Origin of the sequence: Salmonella sp. A29-2, assembly GCF_020150755.1 — a bacterium.
GTDB classification, from domain to species: Bacteria; Pseudomonadota; Gammaproteobacteria; order Enterobacterales; family Enterobacteriaceae; genus Salmonella; species Salmonella enterica.
The window spans coordinates 3720588-3737390 of sequence record NZ_CP083731.1 but is presented as its reverse complement, the minus strand read 5'-3'; the positions used below and the strand labels follow the sequence as shown (position 1 = coordinate 3737390).

General features: G+C 56.0%; 12 protein-coding genes. 6 read left to right on the top strand and 6 right to left on the bottom strand.

What is annotated here, in order from left to right; all coding sequences use genetic code 11:
• Nucleotides 1-75: 75 nt before the first annotated feature.
• The 6 genes from folK to thpR form a co-directional block, all read right to left on the bottom strand.
• A complete protein-coding gene (gene folK, locus K8W53_RS18210) occupies nt 76-555 on the bottom strand; it encodes a 2-amino-4-hydroxy-6-hydroxymethyldihydropteridine diphosphokinase (protein ID WP_000150777.1) in 480 nt (159 codons plus the stop codon).
• Complete coding sequence (gene pcnB, locus K8W53_RS18205; RefSeq protein ID WP_204355897.1) at nt 552-1949, bottom strand: polynucleotide adenylyltransferase PcnB; 1398 nt, start codon at nt 1947-1949, stop codon at nt 552-554. The genes folK and pcnB overlap by 4 nt, the downstream gene beginning before the upstream one ends.
• Before the next feature lie 161 nt (nt 1950-2110).
• Nucleotides 2111-3007 (bottom strand): tRNA glutamyl-Q(34) synthetase GluQRS, encoded by an 897-nt coding sequence (gluQRS, locus tag K8W53_RS18200; protein WP_023223803.1) that lies wholly within the window; start codon nt 3005-3007, stop codon nt 2111-2113.
• A gap of 68 nt (nt 3008-3075) precedes the next feature.
• Nucleotides 3076-3531, bottom strand: coding sequence for an RNA polymerase-binding protein DksA (gene dksA / locus K8W53_RS18195; RefSeq protein ID WP_001155232.1), 456 nt, complete (start codon nt 3529-3531; stop codon nt 3076-3078).
• A gap of 176 nt (nt 3532-3707) precedes the next feature.
• Nucleotides 3708-4412 (bottom strand): DNA/RNA nuclease SfsA, encoded by a 705-nt coding sequence (gene sfsA / locus K8W53_RS18190; protein ID WP_000899408.1) that lies wholly within the window; start codon nt 4410-4412, stop codon nt 3708-3710.
• 16 nt (nt 4413-4428) lie between these two features.
• On the bottom strand, nt 4429-4959 hold the full coding sequence (thpR, locus tag K8W53_RS18185; RefSeq protein ID WP_001294175.1) for an RNA 2',3'-cyclic phosphodiesterase: 531 nt from the start codon (nt 4957-4959) through the stop codon (nt 4429-4431).
• 72 nt (nt 4960-5031) lie between these two features.
• Here thpR and hrpB point away from each other — a divergent pair, with 72 nt between their 5' ends.
• From hrpB to fhuB, 6 genes are all read left to right on the top strand, one after another.
• The gene (gene hrpB, locus K8W53_RS18180; RefSeq protein WP_052939491.1) at nt 5032-7461 is read left to right on the top strand and encodes an ATP-dependent helicase HrpB; all 2430 of its coding nucleotides are present in this window, start codon (nt 5032-5034) and stop codon (nt 7459-7461) included.
• 140 nt (nt 7462-7601) lie between these two features.
• The gene (mrcB, locus tag K8W53_RS18175) at nt 7602-10124 is read left to right on the top strand and encodes a bifunctional glycosyl transferase/transpeptidase (RefSeq protein ID WP_000918127.1); all 2523 of its coding nucleotides are present in this window, start codon (nt 7602-7604) and stop codon (nt 10122-10124) included.
• A 292-nt stretch (nt 10125-10416) separates the two neighbouring features.
• Nucleotides 10417-12606 (top strand): ferrichrome porin FhuA, encoded by a 2190-nt coding sequence (gene fhuA / locus K8W53_RS18170; RefSeq protein WP_058654959.1) that lies wholly within the window; start codon nt 10417-10419, stop codon nt 12604-12606.
• A gap of 48 nt (nt 12607-12654) precedes the next feature.
• The gene (gene fhuC / locus K8W53_RS18165) at nt 12655-13452 is read left to right on the top strand and encodes a Fe3+-hydroxamate ABC transporter ATP-binding protein FhuC (protein ID WP_001157203.1); all 798 of its coding nucleotides are present in this window, start codon (nt 12655-12657) and stop codon (nt 13450-13452) included.
• Complete coding sequence (gene fhuD, locus K8W53_RS18160) at nt 13452-14342, top strand: Fe(3+)-hydroxamate ABC transporter substrate-binding protein FhuD (RefSeq protein WP_001728684.1); 891 nt, start codon at nt 13452-13454, stop codon at nt 14340-14342. The genes fhuC and fhuD overlap by 1 nt, the downstream gene beginning before the upstream one ends.
• A 14-nt stretch (nt 14343-14356) precedes the next feature.
• Complete coding sequence (gene fhuB / locus K8W53_RS18155) at nt 14357-16396, top strand: Fe(3+)-hydroxamate ABC transporter permease FhuB (protein WP_094300858.1); 2040 nt, start codon at nt 14357-14359, stop codon at nt 16394-16396.
• The last annotated feature ends 407 nt before the right edge of the window (nt 16397-16803 follow it).

The following is a 16803-nucleotide window of genomic DNA, read 5'->3' as shown; positions in this document are numbered from 1 at the left end:
TCATATTCAGGGGGGCAATTGATTTAAGCAATCGTTTGGCGTTAAAGCAGTAAACGCTAAAGGGGAGGCGATGTTTTACCAGTGGGCGGGTTTTGCAGCACCAAGATGGGTGAGATGCTGATGCAGGCTGATACCATCCGGAAAGATCAGATCAGGAGCGATTTCAAACAGCGGCCACAGCATAAAACCGCGGTTTTTCATGTCGTAGTGCGGTACGGTCAGACGGTCGGTGTTAATGACTTCATCGCCAAACAGCATAATGTCGAGATCCAGCGTGCGCGGCCCCCAGCGTTCGGCTTTGCGCACCCGGCCCTGTTGCAGCTCAATGCGCTGGGTATGGTTAAGCAATTCTTCGGGGGCGAGGGCGGTATCCAGCGCCACCGCGGCGTTCAGATAGTCCGGCTGATCCTGTGGACCAAGCGGCGGCGTGCGGTAAAACGAAGACACCGTGACGATACGGCTATCGGGAATGTCGGCGATAGCCTTCAGGGCGGCATTGACCTGCTCCAGCGGAGAGGCCAGATTACTGCCAAGCGCGATATACGCGATCGTCATACGGTGCCCTCGCGGCGCGGCGCGCGTTTGCGCGGACGTGAACGGCGGCGGCGTGGAGCAGGATCGTCGTCCAGCTCGTTGAGCATCCCTTTTTGTTCCGGCGGCGCGGAAGCCTGAAACTCGGCCCACCACTGCGCCAGACGTTGCAGTTCAGTATTATTTTCCACCTGAGCGCGCAGCTCCAGTAAATCAAACGCGGCGCGGAATTTGGGATGTTCCATCAGTTTCCAGGCGCGTTTGCCCTGGCGTCGCGACATCCGTAACTGAAGCTGCCAAATATCACGGGTAAGCGTGGTCAGGCGTTTCGGGATCGCCAGTGAACGGCAGGCTTCATCCAGCACGTCATTCATGGCCAGCGCGAAAGCATCGTAATAGGCCAGACCGCTCTCCTGAGCGATTTTTTGCGCCATCTCCAGCAGCGGATACCAGAACATGGCGGCAAACAAAAATGCCGGATTAACGCGCATCTCGTTACGGATGCGGTTATCCGTATTCTTCAACACCTGCGCAATGATACGTTCCATTGCGCTGTCGCCGTTTTCGGTGAAATAACGCGTAATGGTAGGAAACAACGGCTGGAAGAGGTTGTATTCCCGCAGTTGTTGATAGGTTTCAAAACCGTTCCCCGCCTGCAACAGCTTCAGCGACTCTTCGAACAGGCGCGCGGGAGGAATGTCGTTTAGCAAGGTAGCCAGACGCGGGATTGGCTCAGCCGTTTCAGGGCTGATACGCATATTGAGCTTCGCAGCGAAACGCACGGCGCGCAGCATTCGAACCGGATCTTCGCGGTAGCGCGTTTCCGGATTGCCGATCAGGCGAATCACGCCTTCTTGCAGATCCTGCATTCCGCCGACGTAATCGCGCACGGTAAAATCCGCTACGCTGTAGTAAAGGCTGTTGATGGTGAAATCGCGGCGCTGGGCATCTTCTTCGATAGAGCCGAAGATGTTATCGCGCAGCAGCATACCGTTTTGCCCACGCTGGGAGGTCGTACGGTCGCTTTCACTGCCTTCATGATGACCACGAAACGTTGCCACTTCGATAATTTCCGGGCCAAACATCACGTGAGCCAGGCGGAAACGACGTCCCACCAGACGGCAATTGCGGAATAATTTCCGTACCTGATCCGGTGTTGCGTTGGTGGTCACGTCGAAATCCTTCGGCTTTTTGCCGAGCAGGAGATCGCGGACGCCGCCGCCGACCAGGTAGGCTTCATAGCCCGCTTTGTTCAGCCTGTACAGTACCTTGAGGGCATTTTCACTGATATCTTTGCGGGAGATAGCGTGCTGTTCACGCGGGATAATCGTCATATGTGGACGGGCGACGGCTTGTTCTGCCTCGCTCTCCTCGCGGCTTAACACCTTACGGCAAAAATTAGCGACTCGGGTAAAAATAGCGCACCTCGGTAGTGTCATACATTAATAAGATCAACTTACTCTATGTCTTTCGCATTACGGCAGACGGGCGTAAGAGAACAACGCGACCTGGGCTGTAAGCATCATTAACGCCGCAGCAATGCGAAAGACGATGAGCAAAAATAGCGGCTAATCATAGCTCAGCGAGACGCATTTGAGAATGCCGGATTTACATTAGCCGATGTGGGTACGGCTGTAAGTCTCCAGTGCGCCACCGCAAAGCGCAGCAACTCCTCAACAGACATCTCCTGCCACGCTACGACGGCGCGTTGGCCTAAAAAGCGCAATGCCTGGACCAGTACCGGGCGCGGATCGCCTGTCGCAAGCGCAGGGGCATGATTTTGCTTGGAAAGTTTAGCGCCTTGTTCGTTGAGCGCCAGCGGAAGGTGCACGTAACCTGGCGCACGCCAGCCAAACTGTTTATACAGCGAAAGTTGTCGGACAGTGGGTTCGATTAAATCTGCGCCGCGGACGATCTCCGTCACCCCCTGAAAATGATCGTCGACCACCACGGCCAGATTATAAGCAAACAGTCCGTCGCGGCGGTGGATAATAAAATCTTCGCTCGCCAGCTGTGGGTCAGCCTGGATGTCGCCGCGCAAGGTATCATGAAAACGCATCACCGGATGCTGCTGCTTAATTCTGACGGCGGCATTCTCCGGCCCGTGGTATAACGTCCGGCAATGGCCGTCGTAAATACCGCCCAGACGCTGAATGCGCGAGCGGGGGCAAGTGCAGTAGTAGCTCAGTCCCTGCTCGTGAAGCCAGGCCAGCGCCTCGCGATAAGCCTCATGACGCTGTGATTGCCATAAGACCTCGCCATCCCAGTGCAGGCCGTAATGTTCCAGCTGGCGCAGAATGGTCGCTGCGGCACCGGGAACTTCACGTGGGGGGTCGATATCCTCTATGCGAACGCGCCAAATTCCGCGTTGCGCACGGGCTTGTAGATAGCTGCCGAGGGCGGCGATTAACGAGCCGAAATGCAGTTCGCCGGATGGCGACGGCGCGAAACGGCCAATATAGTGTGAGTCAGTCATGCTGCGGGCAATAAAGAATAAGGCGGGAAAACTCCCGCCTGTCATAAATAGGGTAGAAACGAACGGGATTAACCCGCCATCTGTTTTTCGCGAATTTCAGCCAGCGTTTTGCAGTCGATGCACAGATCGGCTGTTGGACGCGCTTCCAGGCGGCGGATACCAATCTCCACTCCGCAGGACTCGCAATAACCGAAGTCTTCATCTTCCACTTTCTTCAGCGTCTTCTCGATCTTTTTGATCAGTTTGCGCTCACGGTCACGATTACGTAACTCCAGGCTAAACTCCTCTTCCTGCGCGGCGCGATCGACCGGATCGGGGAAGTTGGCGGCTTCGTCCTGCATGTGCGTCACAGTGCGATCGACTTCATCCCGGAGTTGATTACGCCATGCTTCAAGAATACGCTTGAAGTGCGATAGCTGGGCTTCGTTCATATACTCTTCGCCCGGTTTCTCCTGGTACGGCTCCACCCCAGCGATGGCGAGAATACTCAGGGACGATGTTTTACGGTTTTGCCCTTCTTGCATGTTGCTTCTCCTTAACACGCACTATCGATCCCCATGTTCGGGGGAAAATCAGGTCGCTATAAATAGCAGATGCTTTTCCGGATAGCAATTATCTAAACGTAACACTTGACAACCCTGTGAGGAAAAGCGTATTTACGCACGCGGCCAGAATACTTAATAATCAGGCTGTTATTCCACTACAACGTTATGGGTACTGGTTCGTTCAGTTCCATTTTTTGGGCTGAAAGTTCTGCTTTATAAGCTAAAACTTCCACGCCTTTATTCTGAGCCTCGCTCAATAGCTGCGCGTATTTTATATCGATATGACGTGCGGGTGAAAAACGTGTAATGGCGGAGTGCAGCACCGCGAACACCACCACCGCGCGATGACCTGCCGCCGCAACGCCCATCAACTCCCGAAGATGTTTTTGCCCTCGTTCGGTGATGGCGTCGGGAAAATAACCGTTTTCTTTTTCCGCTAACGTGACCGATTTCACTTCAATATAGCAGTCCGGGCGGAAATCTGCCTGTAACATAAAATCTATACGGCTGCGCTCGGCGCCATATTTGACTTCACTTTTCAGAATATTGTACCCCGCCAGCGCCGGCAGGCGATTCTCCTGAATCGCTTCTTTCGTTAGCTGGTTCGCCCGCAGCGTATTCACGCAAATGAATGCGCCGAATTGCGTTTCAGTCAATTCCCAGGTATGCGGATATTTGCGTTTAGTATTTTCTGATGTCGAATACCAGACGGTATCGCCAGGCGTGGCGCAGCCGGTCATCGCGCCGGTATTAGGACAGTGCAGCGTAAGCGTTGTACCGTCAGGGGTGATCACATCGGCTAAAAAACGTTTATAGCGCTGAATCAGCGTAGCGCGTTGTAAAGGGGGTGAGAATAGCATCGACATTCCTTCATTATTATTCGCCCAGCGTCCAGCGCTGCAGCTCGGCATAGCGGGTACGGCCTTGCCCATACGAAGAGGCGTAAAGCGCAAACGACGTGACCGGAAATGACCAGCAAAAGCCCGGCGGCGGGATAGCCACCGTATGGCTGGCGTCGCGCAGCAGCGTAATATGCGGGTGAAAAGGCTGCGGGCTTTGGTAACAACCGCTGCGGGCGGCCTGCGCGCGCAGCATATTAGCCAACTGCAACAACCCGCGCGGCGGCTGGCGCATCCCCAGCCACACCACGCGCGAACGCAGCCACTGACCGGCGTCATCCAGATGTAGCGTAAAGCCCGGCTGGCGAATTCGTCCGGCCAGTTGCGCAAGCGCGCGCTGCTTATCGTTACTGACGTCGCCTAAAAAGGCCAGCGTCAGGTGCAGGTTCGCCGCTGCCACGGGGCGTCCGTCTTCAGACGCAAAATGGGCGGCGCGCCAGGCGATAATTTGCGCGCGCGCGTCGTCGGGTAAGTCAATCGCAAAAAACAGCCGTTTTGGCTCAGACATAGGGATACTCGGTTATGGATTAACACGATGCTACAATGCGGCGCAAAGAAAGTTAACCCCGTGGAGCCGTTTGTGACGTCATTGCCCGTTGCCGCCGTATTGCCTGAATTGTTGACAGCCCTAAAAACCGCGCCGCAGGTTTTGTTGTCCGCGCCTACCGGGGCGGGGAAATCCACCTGGCTGCCGTTGCAACTCCTGCAACAGGGGCCGGTTGCTGGAAAAATCCTTCTGCTTGAACCGCGTCGTCTGGCGGCGCGTAATGTCGCGCAGCGTCTGGCGGAAGCGTTGAATGAAAAGCCTGGCGAAACGGTAGGTTACCGGATGCGCGCGCAAAGCTGCGTGGGGCCGCGTACCCGGCTGGAAGTGGTGACCGAAGGCGTATTGACCAGAATGATTCAGCGCGATCCCGAATTACGCGGCGTGGGGCTGGTGATACTGGATGAATTTCATGAGCGCAGTTTACAGGCGGATTTAGCGTTGGCGCTGTTGCTGGATATCCAGCAAGGGCTCCGTGACGATCTCAGGCTGTTAATCATGTCAGCGACGCTGGATAACGACAGGCTTTGTCAGCGACTGCCTGATGCGCCGACGATCGTCTCGGAGGGGCGCGCGTTCCCGGTGGAGCGACGTTATCAGCCGCTCGCGGCGCATTTGCGTTTTGATGAAGCCGTCGCGATGGCGACAGCGGAACTGCTGCGCAATGAAAACGGTTCGCTGCTGCTATTTTTACCCGGCGTAGGCGAAATACAGCGCGTTCATGAACATCTGGCGTCGCGGGTAGGGAGCGATGTCCTGCTTTGTCCGCTGTATGGCGCATTGTCTCTGGAGGCGCAACGCAAAGCGATTGTTCCCGCCCCCGCCGGGATGCGTAAAGTGGTGTTGGCGACTAACATTGCCGAAACCAGTTTGACGATTGAAGGGATTCGTCTGGTTGTCGATAGCGCTCAGGAGCGCGTGGCGCGATTCGACGCGCGAACGGGACTGACGCGGCTGGTTACGCAGCGTATCAGTCAGGCGTCAATGACGCAGCGCGCGGGGCGCGCCGGACGACTGGCGCCGGGTATCTGTTTACATCTGCTGGCCAAAGAACAGGCGGAGCGGGCGGCGGCGCAAAGCGATCCGGAAATCTTACACAGCGACCTCTCCGGTTTGTTGATGGAGGTGTTGCAGTGGGGATGTCACGATCCGGCATCGCTTTTCTGGCTGGACAGACCGCCGGAGGTGAATCTTCAGGCCGCCCGCCGTTTATTATTGATGTTAGGCGCGCTGGAGGGCGAGCGGTTAAGCGCGCGGGGCCGGAAAATGGCGGCAATGGGTAACGATCCGCGCCTGGCGGCGATGTTAGTCAACGCCGACGAGGGCGACAGCGCCGCCACCGCCGCCATGCTCGCGGCCATCCTTGAGGACCCGCCGCGCGGCGGCGGTACGGATTTAAGCGTGCTATTTTCGCGGCGACAGCCGGGCTGGCAGCAGCGTAGCCAGCAGCTTTTAAAACGGCTGCAGGTGCGTAATGGCGAGCCGGATAGCGCGCTTATTATGCCGCTGTTGGCCAGAGCGTTTAGCGACCGCATCGCGCGGCGTCGTGGTCAGGAAGGGCGCTATCAGTTAGCCAATGGTATGGGCGCGATGTTAGATGCGGATGACGCGTTGGGACGTCATGAATGGCTGATCGCGCCGCTGTTGCTGCAAGGTAGCGCCTCGCCGGACGCCCGAATATTGTTGGCGCAGCCGCTGGATATTGCCTCGCTGATTCAGGCGTGTCCTGATTTACTGCGCCAGTCTGACACGGTTGAATGGGACGAAGCGCAGGGAACGTTGAAAGCGTGGCGCAGAATGCGTATTGGACAGTTGACGGTTAGCGTTCAGCCACTGGCGAAACCGTCTGAAGAGGAGCTTCATCAGGCGATGCTGAACGGCATCCGCGATAGAGGTCTGGCTGTCCTTAACTGGACGCCGGAAGCGGAGCAGTTCCGTCTGCGTCTGCACTGTGCGGCGAAATGGCTGCCGGAATATGACTGGCCTGCCGTGGATGAGGCGTCGCTGCTGGCGACTCTGGAAAACTGGTTGCTGCCGCACATGACAGGCGTACAGTCGTTACGGAGTCTGAAATCTCTGAATGTGACTCAGGCGTTACGGGGACTGCTTGACTATGCCATGCTGCAACGTCTGGATAGTGAACTGCCTGGGCATTACACTGTGCCGACGGGAAGCCGAATAACGATTCGTTATCATGAAGATAACCCGCCCGCTCTGGCGGTCAGAATGCAGGAAATGTTTGGCGAAGCGAAGACCCCAACCATCGCTCAGGGCCGCGTGCCGCTGGTGCTGGAACTGCTTTCGCCTGCGCAGCGACCGCTACAGATTACGCGCGATTTAAGCGCTTTCTGGCAGGGGGCGTATCGCGAAGTGCAAAAAGAGATGAAGGGCCGTTACCCCAAACATGTCTGGCCGGACGATCCGGCGAATACGGCCCCAACGCGGCGCACGAAGAAGTATTCGTGACGTGTTATACGTTGCCTCCAGGCCGGATAAGGCGTTAATCGCCATCCGGCAAAAGGGTAAATTGAGAGATTTCTTCTTCTGTCGTCTGGCGGAAGAATAGAGAATCGGGCCTTTGCGCCTGTATGTTGCGGAGAAAAAGCATGGCGGGGAATGACCGCGAGCCGATTGGACGTAAGGGGAAACCGTCACGTCCTGTGAAACAAAAGGTGAGCCGTCGTCGGCAGCATGACGACGATTATGATGATGACTATGAGGATGAAGAACCGATGCCGCGTAAAGGTAAGGGCAAAGGGCGTAAGCCTCGTGGCAAGCGCGGCTGGCTGTGGCTATTGCTAAAACTGTTTATCGTTTTTGTGGTGCTGTTCGCCATTTACGGCGTCTATCTGGATCAAAAAATCCGCAGCCGTATCGATGGCAAGGTCTGGCAGCTTCCGGCGGCGGTATATGGCCGGATGGTGAACCTTGAGCCAGACATGCCTGTCAGCAAAAACGAGATGGTGAAATTGCTGGAAGCGACGCAGTATCGTCTGGTGACGAAGATGACCCGTCCCGGCGAATTTACCGTGCAGGCCAATAGCATTGAGATGATCCGTCGTCCGTTTGACTTCCCGGACAGCAAAGAAGGGCAGGTGCGCGCGCGGCTGACGTTCAGTGACGGGCGTCTGGAAACCATCGTCAATCTGGATAACAACCGCCAGTTTGGCTTCTTCCGTCTCGATCCGCGGCTTATCACCATGCTTTCTTCGCCAAATGGCGAGCAGCGTTTATTCGTCCCGCGCAGCGGTTTCCCGGATCTGCTGGTCGATACGCTGTTGGCGACGGAAGACCGTCATTTCTATGAGCATGATGGCATTAGTCTTTACTCTATCGGGCGTGCGGTACTGGCCAACCTGACGGCGGGACGTACGGTGCAGGGGGCAAGTACGCTAACCCAGCAGCTGGTGAAGAACCTGTTCCTCTCCAGCGAAAGATCATACTGGCGTAAAGCGAATGAAGCCTACATGGCGCTGATCATGGATGCCCGTTACAGTAAAGATCGTATTCTTGAGCTGTACATGAACGAGGTCTACCTCGGTCAAAGCGGGGATAATGAAATTCGCGGTTTTCCTCTGGCGAGCCTGTATTACTTTGGTCGTCCGGTAGAGGAACTGAGCCTCGATCAGCAGGCGTTACTGGTGGGGATGGTAAAAGGGGCGTCGATTTATAACCCGTGGCGCAACCCGAAACTGGCGCTGGAGCGTCGTAACCTGGTGCTACGCCTGTTACAGCAGCAGAAAATCATCGATCAGGAACTCTATGACATGCTGAGCGCGCGTCCGCTTGGCGTACAGCCGCGCGGCGGCGTTATTTCACCGCAGCCAGCGTTTATGCAGATGGTTCGTCAGGAACTGCAGGCGAAGCTGGGGGATAAAATTAAAGATCTCTCCGGCGTGAAGATTTTCACCACCTTTGACTCCGTGGCGCAGGATGCCGCAGAAAAAGCCGTTGTCGAAGGCATTCCGGCGTTGAAGAAGCAGCGTAAATTGAGCGATCTGGAAACCGCGATGGTGGTAGTGGATCGCTTTAGCGGCGAGGTGCGCGCGATGGTTGGCGGGGCGGAGCCGCAGTATGCCGGCTATAACCGTGCCATGCAGGCGCGCCGTTCCATCGGGTCGCTGGCGAAACCGGCGACCTATCTGACCGCGTTAAGTCAGCCGAACTTATACCGTCTGAACACCTGGATTGCCGATGCGCCGATTTCTCTGCGCCAGCCGAATGGTCAGGTCTGGTCGCCGCAGAACGACGATCGTCGCTACAGTGAAAGCGGGAAAGTGATGCTGGTGGATGCGTTAACTCGCTCAATGAACGTACCGACGGTCAATCTGGGGATGGCGTTAGGTTTACCGGCGGTAACCGATACCTGGACGAAGCTCGGCGTGCCGAAAGATCAGCTCAATCCGGTTCCGGCGATGCTGTTAGGGGCGCTGAACCTGACGCCGATCGAAGTGGCGCAGGCGTTCCAGACTATCGCCAGCGGCGGAAATCGCGCGCCGTTATCAGCGCTGCGTTCGGTTATTGCGGAAGATGGTAAGGTGCTGTACCAAAGTTATCCGCAAGCTGAACGCGCCGTACCGGCACAGGCGGCTTACCTGACGCTCTGGACAATGCAGCAGGTCGTCCAGCGTGGTACGGGGCGTCAGCTTGGCGCGAAATATCCGGGTCTGCATCTGGCGGGTAAAACCGGGACGACAAACAACAATGTCGATACCTGGTTTGCCGGTATCGACGGCAGCCAGGTGACTATCACCTGGGTAGGCCGTGATAACAACCAGCCGACGAAATTGTACGGCGCCAGCGGCGCGATGGCGATTTATCAGCGCTATCTGGCGAACCAGACGCCGACGCCTTTAGTTCTGACGCCGCCGGAAGATGTGGTGGATATGGGCGTTGATTACGACGGTAATTTTGTCTGTAGCGGCGGTATGCGCACTCTGCCGGTCTGGACGGACGATCCAAATACGCTGTGCCAGCAGGGCGAGATGATGCAGCAGCAACAGCAGCCGTCAGGCAATCCGTTCGATCAGTCGTCTCAGCCGCAGCAGCCTGCGCAGCAACAGCCGCCGAAAGAAGAGAAGAGCGACGGCGTTGCCGGCTGGATTAAGGAGATGTTCGGCGGCAATTAATCACGGTAATAGTGCCGGGTGGCGCTGTGCTTACCCGGTCTACACCGTTACGACCCCATTATGTGCGACGTAGGCCGAATAAGACGCTTACGTCGCCATCCGGCAAATCCCTTATAAATAACATTTCAGTCTAATTTATTAACCCTTCCTTTTCATCTGGTTATTTCTTAACCCCTTAGTTTTCGTAGGGCCGCGTATCGCTTGCCATTGCGACGATATTTCGCCTATCATGCTGCGGTTATAATAATAATTATCGTTTACGTTATCATTCACTTTCATCAGAGATATACCAATGGCGCGTCTTAAAACTGCTCAGCCAAACTCTTCACTGCGTAAAATCGCAGTTGTAGTAGCCACAGCGGTTAGCGGCATGTCTGTCTATGCACAGGCGGCGGTTCAACCGAAAGAAGAAACCATTACCGTAACCGCAGCGCCTGCCGCGCAGGAAAGTGCCTGGGGACCGGCTCCGACCATCGCCGCGAAGCGTTCCGCCACTACCACCAAAACTGATACACCTATCGAAAAAACGCCACAGTCGGTTTCGGTGGTCACTAACGAAGAGATGCAGATGCATCAATTCCAGTCAGTAAAAGAAGCGTTGGGTTACACACCAGGCGTAACGGTAAGCAGCCGCGGCGCTTCCAATACCTATGACTTCGTGATTATCCGTGGCTTCTCTTCCGTCGGCCTGAGCCAGAATAACTATCTGGATGGCCTGAAATTGCAGGGTAACTTCTACAACGATGCGGTTATTGATCCCTACATGCTTGAGCGTGTTGAGTTGATGCGTGGCCCAACGTCCGTTCTCTACGGTAAGAGCAACCCGGGCGGTATCATTTCTATGGTTAGCAAGCGGCCGACTACTGAGCCGCTGAAAGAAATTCAATTCAAAATGGGGACGGACAATTTGTTCCAGACCGGTTTTGATTTTAGTGATTCCCTGGATGACAACGGTGAGTTCTCATATCGTCTGACGGGGCTGGCGCGTTCGACAAATGAGCAGCAAAAGAGTTCTGAGTCGCAGCGCTACGCGATTGCGCCCTCTTTTACCTGGCGTCCTGATGAGAAAACGAATTTTACGTTCCTTTCTTATTTCCAGAACGAACCAGAGACTGGCTACTACGGCTGGCTGCCGAAAGAGGGAACGGTTGAACCGTTACCGAATGGTAAACGCTTGCCAACAGATTTCAATGAAGGGGCGTCAAACAACACCTATTCTCGTAACGAGAAAATGGTGGGATACAGTTTCGAGCATGGCTTCAACGACACTTTTACCGTGCGCCAGAATTTACGTTTTGTCGAAATGAAAACCGCGCAAAAAAGCGTCTATGGCACGGGGATTGCGGCGGACGGCCATACGCTTAACCGCGGTACTATCGTTGACAACGAGCGTTTACAGAATTTCAGCGTAGATACACAACTGGAAAGTAAATTCGCGACCGGCGATATTGATCATACGTTGCTGACGGGTGTCGATTTCATGCGTATGCGTAATGATATTAACGCGACGTTTGGTAGCGCGCCGTCAATCGATCTCTATAACAATTACCATCCTGCATACTTTGCTTTCGGCGGCGCTGAGCCGTACCAGATGAACGAAAGTAAACAAACAGGCCTTTATGTTCAGGATCAGGCGGAATGGAATAAGTGGGTATTTACTCTCGGCGGCCGTTATGACTGGTCTAAACAAGCGACAACGGTGCGTCAGAATTCCACTACGCCGACAGAAGGATATATTGAACGTAATGACCACCAGTTCACCTGGCGCGGTGGCGTAAACTACGTATTCGATAATGGAATTTCACCTTACTTCAGCTATAGCCAATCTTTCGAGCCAAGCGCCTTCGATTTGTGGAGCACCCCACGCGTTTCTTACAAGCCATCAAAAGGCGAGCAATATGAAGCAGGGGTGAAATATGTACCGAAAGACATGCCGGTTGTTGTTACGGGTGCCGTTTATCAGCTGACCAAAACCAATAACCTGACCGCCGATCCAACCAACCCATTAGCGCAGGTGCCGGCAGGCGAAATTCGTGCGCGAGGTGTAGAGCTGGAAGCCAAAGCAGCATTGACGGCTAACATCAATATGACGGCGTCTTACACTTATACTGATGCTGAATACACGAAAGACACTAACCTGAAAGGGAATACGCCAGAGCAGGTGCCTGAACACATGGCGTCGTTGTGGGGCGATTACACCTTCAACGATGGTCCGTTGTCAGGTTTAACGCTGGGAACAGGCGGTCGTTTTATTGGTTCCAGTTACGGCGATCCGGCCAATAGCTTCAAGGTAGGCAGCGCAGCGGTGATGGATGCGGTCGTCAAGTACGATCTGGCGCGTTTTGGTATGGCGGGCTCCAGCATTGCGGTTAACGTTAATAATCTGCTCGACCGCGAATACGTCGCCAGCTGCTTCCAGACCTATGGCTGTTTCTGGGGCGCAGAACGTCAGGTCGTTGCAACGGCAACCTTCCGTTTCTAATTTCTTTTTGGGCACGGCTTGCCGTGCCCGTTTTACAAGTTGGCTGCGATGCAGGAAAACCACATTCATTCCGATACCACCTTTGCGCTGCGAAGCGTCGCCTTTCGTGTGCCGGGCCGCACGCTTTTACACCCCCTCTCGTTAACGTTTCCCGCAGGTCGCGTCACCGGACTTATTGGTCATAATGGTTCCGGTAAATCCACGCTGTTAAAAATGCTGGGCCGCCATCAGCCGCCTTCCGAAGGGGATATTCTGCTCGACAATCAGCCGCTGGCGAGCTGGAGCAGCAAGGCGTTTGCCCGCAAAGTTGCCTATCTGCCTCAACAATTGCCGCAGGCGGAAGGAATGACGGTGCGCGAACTGGTGGCGATTGGCCGCTATCCATGGCACGGCGCGCTGGGGCGCTTTGGCGTCGCGGACCGGGAAAAAGTAGACGAGGCGATTACGCTGGTCGGCTTAAAACCGCTGGCGCATCGTCTGGTAGACAGCCTTTCCGGCGGCGAGCGCCAGCGCGCGTGGATTGCCATGCTGGTCGCGCAGGACAGCCGTTGTCTGCTGCTGGATGAGCCGACGTCAGCGCTGGATATCGCCCATCAGGTTGACGTGCTGGCGCTGGTGCATCGCTTAAGCCAGCAGCGCGGGCTGACGGTGGTTGCGGTGCTGCACGATATCAACATGGCGGCCCGCTACTGTGATTATTTAGTCGCGCTACGCGGCGGTGAAATGATTGCGCAAGGAACGCCTGCGGAACTGATGCGCAGTGACACGCTGGAGAAGATTTACGGTATCCCGATGGGTATCCTTCCGCATCCGGCGGGCGCGGCACCTGTGAGTTTTGTGTATTAATGCGTGATTTATATCCTCTTACTCGCCGCCGTTTATTAACGGCGATGGCGCTCTCGCCGCTGCTGTGGCAAATGAATACGGCGCAGGCTGCCGCTATCGATCCCCGCCGGATTGTGGCGCTGGAGTGGCTGCCGGTTGAGCTGCTGCTGGCGCTCGGTATTACGCCGTATGGCGTGGCGGATGTGCCAAATTATAAGCTGTGGGTTAGCGAACCGCCGTTGCCGGATTCGGTGATTGATGTGGGTCTTCGCACTGAACCCAATCTCGAACTGCTGACGGAGATGAAGCCGTCGTTTATGGTCTGGTCGGCAGGTTACGGACCCTCGCCGGAGAAACTGGCACGGATCGCGCCGGGGCGCGGGTTCGACTTTAGCGACGGCAAAAAGCCGCTGGCGATAGCCCGACGATCGCTGGTTGAACTGGCGCAGACGCTGAATCTGGAAGCTGCGGCAGAAAAACATCTGGCGCAATACGATCGCTTCATCGCCAGCCAGAAGCCGCATTTTATCCGCCGCGGGGGGCGTCCGTTACTGATGACGACGCTTATCGATCCGCGGCATATGCTGGTGCTCGGCCCGAATTGCCTGTTCCAGGAGGTACTGGACGAGTATGGCATTGTCAATGCCTGGCAGGGTGAAACCAACTTTTGGGGCAGTACGGCGGTTAGCATCGATCGGCTGGCGATGTATAAAGAAGCGGATGTGATCTGCTTCGATCACGGGAATAGCACCGATATGAACGCGCTGATGGCAACGCCGCTGTGGCAGGCCATGCCGTTTGTCCGCGCCGGGCGTTTTCATCGGGTGCCCGCCGTTTGGTTCTATGGCGCGACCCTCTCCACGATGCATTTTGTCCGCATCCTGAATAACGTGTTGGGAGGCAAAGCGTGAGCAGAAAACGTGAAATGCCGGATGGCGGCGCGAAAAGCGTCTTATCCGACCTACGGTTCGGGCGCTTTGTAGGCCGGATAAGGCGAAGCCGCCATCCGGCGTTGCTGTTATTGGCGCTGTTTGTTGCCGCCTGCTGGCTGACATGGGTTAACTTCTCCGTTGCGCTACCGCGCAGTCAGTGGCAACAGGCTATCTGGTCACCGGATATCGACATCATTGAGCAGATGATTTTTCATTACAGCCTGCTGCCAAGACTGGCGATTTCGCTACTGGTGGGCGCGGGACTTGGGCTGGTAGGCGTCCTGTTCCAGCAAGTATTGCGTAACCCGCTGGCGGAACCGACCACGCTGGGCGTGGCGACCGGCGCGCAATTGGGGATCACGGTGACTACGCTATGGGCGATTCCCGGCGCGCTGACCACGCAGTTTGCCGCCTTGACGGGAGCCTGTATCGTCGGCGCGCTGGTGTTCGGCGTGGCGTGGGGCAAACGCCTGTCGCCGGTAACCCTGATCCTCGCCGGGCTGGTGGTCAGCCTCTATTGTGGCGCAATCAACCAGTTACTGGTGATTTTCCACCACGATCAGTTGCAAAGCATGTTTTTATGGAGCACCGGAACGCTGACGCAAACCGACTGGAGCGGCGTGCAGCGTCTGTGGCCGCAGTTGCTGGGCGGTGTGATGCTCACATTATTGTTGCTACGTCCGATGACGCTGATGGGGCTGGATGACGGCGTTGCGCGTAATCTGGGGCTGGCGCTGTCGTTAGCGCGTCTGGCGGCGCTGTCGCTGGCGATTGTGTTGAGCGCGCTGCTGGTCAACGCGGTGGGCATTATCGGTTTTATCGGCCTGTTTGCGCCGCTGCTGGCGAAAATGCTTGGCGCAAGACGTCTGCTGGCGCGCCTGATGCTGGCGCCGCTCATTGGGGCGCTTATTTTGTGGCTATCCGATCAGATTATCCTTTGGCTCACCCGCGTATGGATGGAAGTTTCCACCGGTTCAGTGACGGCGCTAATCGGCGCGCCGCTGCTCCTGTGGCTGCTGCCGCGGCTTAAAAGCATGAGCGCGCCGGATATGAACGCCAGCGATCGTGTGGCGGCGGAACGTCGGCATGTCCTCGCTTTTGCCGTTGCCGGTGGCGTGCTCCTGCTGCTGGCAACATGGGGCGCGCTCTCTTTTGGTCGCGACGCGCACGGCTGGACGTGGGCGAGCGGAACGCTGCTTGAAGAACTGATGCCGTGGCGCTGGCCGCGGATACTGGCTGCGTTAATGGCGGGCGTCATGCTGGCGGTGGCGGGCTGCATTATTCAGCGTCTGACCGGTAATCCAATGGCCAGTCCGGAAGTGCTGGGGATCAGTTCCGGAGCCGCGTTTGGCGTGGTGTTGATGCTGTTTTTGGTGCCGGGGAATGCTTTCGGTTGGCTACTACCTGCCGGAAGCCTGGGCGCGGCGGCGACACTGCTGATTATTATGATAGCCGCCGGGCGCGGCGGTTTCTCGCCGCAACGGATGTTGCTGGCGGGGATGGCGCTCAGCACCGCGTTTACCATGGTGCTAATGATGCTCCAGGCGAGCGGCGACCCGCGGATGGCGGAAGTGTTGACCTGGATCGCAGGATCTACCTATAACGCCACTGGCGGGCAGGTTACGCGAACCGCGATCGTAATGGTGATTTTGCTGGCCATTGTGCCGTTGTGCCGCCGCTGGTTAACGATTTTGCCTCTGGGCGGCGATGCCGCGCGCGCGGTGGGCATGGCGCTTACGCCGTCGCGTATCGCGCTGCTGGCGCTGGCGGCTTGTTTGACGGCAACCGCGACGATGACCATTGGGCCGCTGAGTTTCGTTGGACTGATGGCGCCGCATATTGCGCGGATGCTCGGTTTTCGCCGGACGATGCCGCATATGGTCATCTCGGCGCTGGCAGGGGGCGTTTTACTGGTCTTTGCCGACTGGTGCGGCAGGATGGCGCTATTTCCGTATCAGATCCCGGCGGGACTACTTTCAAGCTTTATTGGCGCGCCGTACTTTATCTATTTGCTACGTAAACAGAGCCGGTAAAAAAGCTGTGCCACATTTATGTCGGGTAGCGGCCATGCTCAACCCGACCTACAAATTACACAATATCAATATGTTGTGGCAATATTTTGTAGACCTAAAAATAGCTGAACGCTATCAGCGTGCGAAAGCTGTCCTGTCACGTTTTATCGAGGGAACTCTGCTTGTATGTTCAGCAAAAAGCAGGTGTTATTTCTGTATCGATAAGTCATGTGCTATTTCAGTGGCGCGCCGCTGTCTCCTGAACAGGGTGACTAATTTCAACATATCCAGGCCCGAAACGTTGATGATAAATTGCGGCATGATCTATCCAATAATAAGTATTACCGGTTTCGGTATTAAGCCTTTTTAAATATTAAGATGTAGATGCCGCATCTTTAATGCATCCCGTAAATCAATTTTAATTTAAT

Bases quoted from the DNA above. Each gene is read 5' to 3' on its own strand.
- folK (WP_000150777.1), bottom strand. From the start codon at position 555: ATGACGATCGCGTATATCGCGCTTGGCAGTAATCTGGCCTCTCCGCTG.
- gluQRS (WP_023223803.1), bottom strand. From the start codon at position 3,007: ATGACTGACTCACACTATATTGGCCGTTTCGCGCCGTCGCCATCCGGC.
- dksA (WP_001155232.1), bottom strand. From the start codon at position 3,531: ATGCAAGAAGGGCAAAACCGTAAAACATCGTCCCTGAGTATTCTCGCC.
- sfsA (WP_000899408.1), bottom strand. From the start codon at position 4,412: ATGCTATTCTCACCCCCTTTACAACGCGCTACGCTGATTCAGCGCTAT.
- thpR (WP_001294175.1), bottom strand. From the start codon at position 4,959: ATGTCTGAGCCAAAACGGCTGTTTTTTGCGATTGACTTACCCGACGAC.
- mrcB (WP_000918127.1), top strand. From the start codon at position 7,602: ATGGCGGGGAATGACCGCGAGCCGATTGGACGTAAGGGGAAACCGTCA.
- fhuA (WP_058654959.1), top strand. From the start codon at position 10,417: ATGGCGCGTCTTAAAACTGCTCAGCCAAACTCTTCACTGCGTAAAATC.
- fhuC (WP_001157203.1), top strand. From the start codon at position 12,655: ATGCAGGAAAACCACATTCATTCCGATACCACCTTTGCGCTGCGAAGC.
- fhuD (WP_001728684.1), top strand. From the start codon at position 13,452: ATGCGTGATTTATATCCTCTTACTCGCCGCCGTTTATTAACGGCGATG.
- fhuB (WP_094300858.1), top strand. From the start codon at position 14,357: ATGCCGGATGGCGGCGCGAAAAGCGTCTTATCCGACCTACGGTTCGGG.